At 71.5% G+C, this 6,000-nt stretch carries 8 protein-coding genes and 1 pseudogene; 3 read left to right on the top strand and 6 right to left on the bottom strand.

Annotated features, from left to right (window positions below; all coding sequences use genetic code 11):
• The first annotated feature begins 184 nt into the window (after window positions 1-184).
• Window positions 185-1,027 carry a DUF4389 domain-containing protein gene (locus ABT263_RS34520; protein ID WP_352296787.1) on the top strand — a complete coding sequence of 281 codons (843 nt, stop codon included), beginning with the start codon at window positions 185-187 and terminating at the stop codon, window positions 1,025-1,027.
• A gap of 26 nt (window positions 1,028-1,053) precedes the next feature.
• On the opposite strand, the gene ABT263_RS34525 is transcribed toward ABT263_RS34520, so the two are convergent.
• Both ABT263_RS34525 and ABT263_RS34530 read right to left on the bottom strand, forming a co-directional pair.
• Window positions 1,054-1,410 carry an MmcQ/YjbR family DNA-binding protein gene (locus ABT263_RS34525; protein WP_352296790.1) on the bottom strand — a complete coding sequence of 119 codons (357 nt, stop codon included), beginning with the start codon at window positions 1,408-1,410 and terminating at the stop codon, window positions 1,054-1,056.
• A gap of 77 nt (window positions 1,411-1,487) precedes the next feature.
• On the bottom strand, window positions 1,488-2,021 hold the full coding sequence (locus tag ABT263_RS34530; protein ID WP_352296794.1) for a cupin domain-containing protein: 534 nt from the start codon (window positions 2,019-2,021) through the stop codon (window positions 1,488-1,490).
• A gap of 143 nt (window positions 2,022-2,164) precedes the next feature.
• Here ABT263_RS34530 and ABT263_RS34535 point away from each other — a divergent pair, with 143 nt between their 5' ends.
• Window positions 2,165-3,079: a LysR family transcriptional regulator gene (locus ABT263_RS34535; RefSeq protein WP_352296796.1), complete on the top strand. Its 915-nt coding sequence runs from the start codon at window positions 2,165-2,167 to the stop codon at window positions 3,077-3,079.
• Here the strand turns inward: ABT263_RS34535 and ABT263_RS34540 are convergent.
• The 4 genes from ABT263_RS34540 to ABT263_RS34555 all read right to left on the bottom strand — a co-directional run bounded on the left by ABT263_RS34540 (window position 3,076) and on the right by ABT263_RS34555 (window position 5,765).
• Window positions 3,076-4,119, bottom strand: coding sequence for a LuxR C-terminal-related transcriptional regulator (locus ABT263_RS34540; protein ID WP_352296799.1), 1,044 nt, complete (start codon window positions 4,117-4,119; stop codon window positions 3,076-3,078). The genes ABT263_RS34535 and ABT263_RS34540 overlap by 4 nt on opposite strands.
• A 17-nt stretch (window positions 4,120-4,136) precedes the next feature.
• Window positions 4,137-4,577: an ester cyclase gene (locus ABT263_RS34545; RefSeq protein ID WP_352296801.1), complete on the bottom strand. Its 441-nt coding sequence runs from the start codon at window positions 4,575-4,577 to the stop codon at window positions 4,137-4,139.
• Between the two features lie 79 nt (window positions 4,578-4,656).
• The gene (locus tag ABT263_RS34550) at window positions 4,657-4,863 is read right to left on the bottom strand and encodes a DUF397 domain-containing protein (RefSeq protein ID WP_352296804.1); all 207 of its coding nucleotides are present in this window, start codon (window positions 4,861-4,863) and stop codon (window positions 4,657-4,659) included.
• Window positions 4,860-5,765, bottom strand: a complete 906-nt coding sequence (locus ABT263_RS34555) for a helix-turn-helix domain-containing protein (protein WP_352296807.1) — start codon at window positions 5,763-5,765, stop codon at window positions 4,860-4,862. The genes ABT263_RS34550 and ABT263_RS34555 overlap by 4 nt, the downstream gene beginning before the upstream one ends.
• A gap of 50 nt (window positions 5,766-5,815) precedes the next feature.
• On the opposite strand from ABT263_RS34555, the pseudogene ABT263_RS34560 reads away from it, so the two are divergent.
• A pseudogene (locus ABT263_RS34560) lies at window positions 5,816-6,000 on the top strand (hypothetical protein); the annotation flags it as partial.

The following is a 6,000-nucleotide window of genomic DNA, read 5'->3' on the forward strand; positions in this document are numbered from 1 at the left end:
TGTACGAATCAGCCGCGTCCAGCGGGGCACCCGAGGGCGCGGGCCGGCCCGGGCGACAGCGTTCCGCGCCGCACGGTGGTCGCCCGGGCGGCCCAGCGCAGCGCGCGAAGGCGCCGGGCGGCTGCGATCTTCGGAGCACACGGCGGTGTACCGCCGTGCCTGGTGTCGAGACCTGGAGGCCCGGATGTGGCAGGCTCCCCCCGCGCCCGCTCCCTCGGACAGCGAGTGGCTGCCGGTGCTGGACATGTCCCCGCCGGGCCCGCAGAACCGGCTCACCGTGCTGGTGCGGATCCTGTTGCTGATCCCGCAGTTCATCGTGGTCTGGGCGCTGTCGGTGGTGGCGTTCTTCGTCGCCGTGATCGGCTGGTTCGGTGCGCTGTTCCTCGGCCGGTTGCCGGGCTTCGCCGCCGACTACCTGTCGGGGTACGTCCCCTACGAGACCCGGGTGAACGCGTACCTGCTGCTCACCCACGACCGCTACCCGCCCTTCGCGTTCCGGACCCCGGGCTACCCGGTACAGGTCGAACTGCGGCCCGGTGAGCTCAACCGGCTCGCGGTGTTCTTCCGGATCATCCTGGCCATCCCCGCGATGATCATCCAGGCCGTGCTGTACAGCGGCTGGTGGACGGTCGCCTTCATCAGCTGGCTGGTGGTCCTGATCCTGGGCCGGATGCCGCAGGCCCTGTTCGAGGCCACCGCGGCGATCCTGCGCTACCGGATGCGGTACCTGGCGTATCTGCTGATGCTCACCTCCGCCTATCCGAAGCGGCTGTTCGGCGATGAGCCGACCACCGCGCCGAGCGGGCCGGTGTCGGGGACCCACCCCCTGGTGCTGAGCAGCGGCGGGCGCGGCCTGCTGGTGGCGTTCCTCGTGATCGGCGTGCTCTCCTCGGCCGCGGGCTCGATCACGTCGACGTTCACGGACGACGACGATGACACCAAGAGCGTCACCGGCCCCCCGGTGCCGGGCCCACTCGCCCCCGGCCCCGGTTCCCACGCCGTCCACCACGCCCGGCTCCTTCCCTGACCCGGCCCACGCCGCCGGCCTGAGCGCTACGACGCGCCGCTAGCCCCCAGGTACTCGGCCGCGACCTTCTTCGGGACGACCATCCGCCAGGCCTCGACGACCAGTTCACGCATCTCGGCCGCGTCGACGGCGCCCGTGCGGACCTGCACCCAGTTGAACCGCTCGTCCGCCGGCTCCGGCATCAGGAACTTCTGCGGCTCGGCCGCGACCAGGGCCGCCCGCTCCTCCTTGGGGAAGGCGAAGCCCATGACCGTCTCGTCCCGCGAGAACGCCAGGTAGACGATCCCCCGGACCCGGAACTTGACCCGGTCCCTGACCAGCGCCTCCTCGGTACGCGGCAGGGACCGGGCCAGGGTGCGCACCTCTTCGACCGTGATCGCCATGCGGCGAGCCTCTCACGCCGTACTGACAGCGGCCGGGACCACACCGCCGGGACCACACGCCGGCCCAGGTGTCCGGTTCAGGCGCGGGACCGGGCCCGCTGCCAGGGCACGGGATCCGTGAAGTGCACGTCGTAGCGGTCCTGTTCGGGGAGGAGCCGGTCGAAGGTGTCCAGCCCGGCGGCGACCCGGCCGAGATGGCGGAAGTACCCGAAGCGCTCCACCGCGGGTGACATCACCACGAGCAGGGCGGCCGTCCGGCCGGGTGCCGCGCCGAACGCGTGCGGCAGGCCGGGCGGGACGACGACGAGGTCGCCCACGGCGGCGATCCTGGACCGGTCACCCAGCAGGAACTCCGCGACGCCGCCGAGCACGTAGAACAGCTCGGAGGACCGCGCGTGGTAGTGCGGCCGGGCGCCGTCCGCCCCCTCCGCCAGGACGAGGCGGTTGACGCCGAACGCACCGCCGCCCGGCGCGTCGGCACCACCGTCGCCGCCGTCGGCCAGCAGGTGGAAGGCGCTGCCCGCGGCCAGGGCGACGCGCTCGGCGTCGGCCGCCCGGACGAGCAGCGGCTCGCGGATCGGTTCGGAGGTGGTGGGGTACGGGGTCGGCATCGGTACGCCCTTCGTGGGTAAGCGACTGATCGGATCCATTCGAACGCGGGAATGGCGGATGAACCAGGAGCAGTTGGCGATGACACCGATCAGTGATCGCGATCGGTCGGGGACGCGGCGGACGACGACGACGGACGGGGAGCATGGAACTCCGGCAACTGGCCTACGCGGTGGCGGTGGCCGACGAGGGCGGGTTCGGGCGCGCCGCCGATCGGCTGGGCATCGTGCAGTCGGCCGTCAGCCAGCAGGTCATGCGGCTGGAGCGCGAGCTGGGGGTGATCCTCTTCGACCGTTCGACCCGGCGCGTCCGGCCGACCGCCGCCGGTGAGCGCCTGCTGCCGGAGGCCCGCGCCGTCCTCGCGGCGGCCGACCGCACCCGCCGGGTGGCGGCCGAGATCGCCGCCGGGGCCGAGGGCGTACTCCGGCTCGGCGCCGTCCACGGGCCCGGCGACCGGCTCTACGACGTCCTGTCCGCGCTGTCGGACCTCGCGCCGCAGCTCCGCGTCCGGCTCACCCGGGCCGCCCCGCCGGAACGGCTCGCCCAAGTCCGCTCGGGCACGCTGGACGCCGCCTTCGTACGCGGCCCGGCCGCCGTCCCCGGGCTGGAGCTGCTCCCGCTCTGGAGCGACCCGCTGTACGCCGCCCTGCCGGCCGACCACCCGGCGGCCGCGCTCGATCCGCTCCGCCCGGCCGACCTGCGCGACCTGCCGCTGCGCCTGGCCCCGCGCGCGCGGAACCCGCCCTTCCACGACCTGATCACCGCCGCCTGGCAGGCGGCCGACCTCGGCACACCGGTCACCGGGCCGCCGTTCACCACGCTGCGCGAGACGCTCACCGAGATCGCCGACGACGCGCCCTCGTGGACGGTCCTCTACCGGGTGTCCGGCCTGCCCCCGGTCCCCCGGATCGCCTACCGCCCACTCGCGGGCCTCACCGTCACCACGTCACTCGCGGTCCGCAGCGGCCCGCCTCCCCCGGCACTGCGCCGGCTCCTTGAGGCGGTCCACCGCAGTTCGGCCCCGACGAAGCCGTCAGCCGCCACGAGGACCGGCCGTTAGGCGAAGCCGGACAGGTCCGCCAGCACCACGGCCACCAGCTCGCGGCGACTGCGCACACCGAACTTGTCGAAGACGGCGGTCAGGTGCTCCTGCACGGTGTTTGCGGAGATGTGGAGTTCGTCGACCAGCTGGCGGGTGGACCGCCCCCGGATGACCAGGGCGGCGACCCGGGTCTGGGCGTCGGTGAGCCCGTGGGCGCTGAGCAGGACCGCGCCGAGTTCCGCCGGTCGGGCCGGTTCCACCACCACGCCGATCTGCGCGCCCAGGCGACTGGTGTGCAGGGCGAGCCACCGGCCGGAACGCCCTCGGACGCGGACGGTCGAGGGCACCGGCCCGGCGGCGGCCGCGAGCACGCTGACCGGGAGCAGACCCGCGTCCTGCCGGTCGCCGTCGGGGAAGTCGGTCAGCCACTGCTCGGCCTCGGGGCTCATGGACACCGTCCTGAGCGCGGAGTCGAGCAGGATGAGACCCACCCCGTCCGGGCCGGTGGTGGCGTTCGGAGGCGGTAGCGCGGTCACCGCCGTGCGCAGACCGGCCGCCAGAACCGGCGCGACGCGTCGGACCAGGGCGATCTCCTCATCGGTGAAGCCCGGGGAGGAGGCCTCCCGGTGCAGGCAGAGCACTCCCCAGCAGCGGTGCCCGGTGACCAGCGCGGCGCGCAGTTCGTCGCCGAGCCCCAGCGGGGCCATGATCTCCCGGTAGCGGGCGCTGTCCGTCCGGCTGCCCTCGGTGGCTCGGTCCAGCGACCCGACCGGATCCGCCGCCCCGGCGAGGCCCGCGAACTTGTTGACGTCCGCCTGCCCGAACTCGTTGTCGAGGAACAGCGCCGTCGCGGGGCCGAGCGGGTCCTCGGCGGTCGCCGAGGTGAACAGCAGCGTCACCGGATCGACGGTCGCGGAGAAGGCCGCCTCCGCCGGCACCACCCGGCGCAGACGGCCGACGATCTCCGAGCCCAGCGCGGCGGTGTCCAGCCCGCTGCGGCACCGTCGCTCGATGTCGGCGAGTCGGCGTTCCACGACCGCGCCTGCCACCACGGACATCAGCGTACGCCGCCCGACTACCCCGGGCCCGGGACGAGCCCGAGCTGGCGCAGCAGCCCCAGCTCGTCGAGCCGGCCCCAGCGCTCGACGATGCGGCCCTCCCGGAGCCGGAAGATGTTGATCCCCCGCAGCGTGACGGTACGGCCGGTGGGCGGCGCGCCGAAGATCTCGCCGCGCTGGGTGCCACTGGCGCTGAAGTGCTCCACGACCATGTCACCCTCGGCGACCAGGAAGTCGGGCATGGCGTGCCAGTCGGGGAACGCACCGCGGAACAGCACGGCGGCCGCGCGCATGCCCTCACGGCTGGTGTCGGTTCCGACCGGCGGGTCGTGGTTGAGGAAGTCCTCGGCGAGGTACTCGTCGACCGCCGCGAGGTCGCCCTGGGTGAACAGTGCGTCGATGAAGTCACGCACGATCTCCCGGTTGTCGGTGATTCGGGTCTGCTCGATGGTGTCCATAGCCACAGTCTTGGACGCCGCCAAGGCCCCCGGTACCCCAAGAACCTGGGGTTTCACCCCGACCGGGATGCGGCCGCGCTCAGAGGCTGCCGAACTCCCCGGACCGGACACCGGCGACGAACGACTGCCAGGCCTCGGCGGCGAAGAGGAGCGCGGGACCGTCGGGGTCCTTGGAGTCCCGGACGGGGACGGTGCCGGGGAAGTCCGCCGAAACCTCCAGGCACTGACCGCCGTTGTTGGAGTAAGACGACTTGGCCCAGGACGCGCCGGAAAGATCGGGGTTCATGGGACTAGCTCCTTCCGAGCCTTGTGGATTAGTGCCAGGGACGCCGCCTTGGGCAGCGCTTCTACCACCAGCTGATCGTACTCTCTCTCCCATGTCGAGACGGCTTCACGGGTTCGTTCGAGATGACCGCGTGCATGTGACTCGGCATAGCCGACAACCGAGCCATCCGACAGGTCAAGCAGGGTCACCGGCATGGTGAATGGCAGGTTCTCACCCAACTCAAACGGTGCGACCTGGATGGTGACGTTCGGACGGGCTGCCAGTTCTGCGATGTGATCGAGCTGTTTGACCATGACCGCCGGGCCACCGATCAGTCGCGCCAGACAGCTCTCGTCCAGCACGGCATGGATCCTCGGCGGCGTCTTCCGATCGAGTACCCGTTGACGAGTAGCCAGGAACTCGACCCGCTGTTCCGCCGCAGACTGGGTGATCGCCCCTCGCTGTACGGCCGCGAAGGCCAGCGCCTCGGCGTACTCGGACACTTGAAACAGTCCAGTGACGATCGTGAGTGCAAACTCCCGCAGACGGCGGCACCGCGCCTCCGCGTCGGCGAACTCGGGGAAGCCCTCCAGCAGGCTTGCCTTGGAGTATCGGCACCAGAGTTCGTAGAAGGTACCTCCGGTCTCAAATACCTCGTCAGCTCTAACGGCAAAGTTAGAAGTTACGGACTTCTTCGCTCGTTCGACGTACGAGACCATCGCATTCGAGTAGCCCATCCGCAGCCCGAGTTCGGTCTGCGACCACCGCATAGCCCGCCTTGACCTGCGAAGTTCTGCACCGAACCGCATTAGCGGTGATGAGGATGCGTCAAGCTCGTTGGTTGGCAATGACGTTGACTCCCATAACCAGACGGAACAGTCAAGGTTAGACCCTGGCAATCGTAGAGCCACTCGGGCCACCATGGCTACACCCCGCAACAACTCGGGGACTCACAGCAACCAATGGAGCCCGCATGCCCGGCCGCCCCCGCACGCCCGCATACCAGCCCCGGATCGGCGAAGTCGTCCGCGACCGGGCCCACCGCTCCCCCAACGGGCAGCCAGCCGAAGGGGTCTACATGGACACCCTCGGCGGCGCCGCCTACCTCCGGCCCGAAGCCGGCGGCTGCGAGTGGACCACCCGGCCCGAGGACCTCCA

The organism is Kitasatospora sp. NPDC001603 (genome assembly GCF_040298365.1).
Classification (GTDB): Bacteria; Actinomycetota; Actinomycetes; order Streptomycetales; family Streptomycetaceae; genus Kitasatospora.

Coding starts and splice junctions, on each gene's coding strand:
- ABT263_RS34535 (WP_352296796.1), top strand. CDS start 2,165: ATGGAACTCCGGCAACTGGCCTACGCGGTGGCGGTGGCCGACGAGGGC.
- ABT263_RS34555 (WP_352296807.1), bottom strand. CDS start 5,765: ATGGTGGCCCGAGTGGCTCTACGATTGCCAGGGTCTAACCTTGACTGT.
- ABT263_RS34540 (WP_352296799.1), bottom strand. CDS start 4,119: ATGTCCGTGGTGGCAGGCGCGGTCGTGGAACGCCGACTCGCCGACATC.
- ABT263_RS34525 (WP_352296790.1), bottom strand. CDS start 1,410: ATGGCGATCACGGTCGAAGAGGTGCGCACCCTGGCCCGGTCCCTGCCG.
- ABT263_RS34530 (WP_352296794.1), bottom strand. CDS start 2,021: ATGCCGACCCCGTACCCCACCACCTCCGAACCGATCCGCGAGCCGCTG.
- ABT263_RS34520 (WP_352296787.1), top strand. CDS start 185: ATGTGGCAGGCTCCCCCCGCGCCCGCTCCCTCGGACAGCGAGTGGCTG.
- ABT263_RS34550 (WP_352296804.1), bottom strand. CDS start 4,863: ATGAACCCCGATCTTTCCGGCGCGTCCTGGGCCAAGTCGTCTTACTCC.
- ABT263_RS34545 (WP_352296801.1), bottom strand. CDS start 4,577: ATGGACACCATCGAGCAGACCCGAATCACCGACAACCGGGAGATCGTG.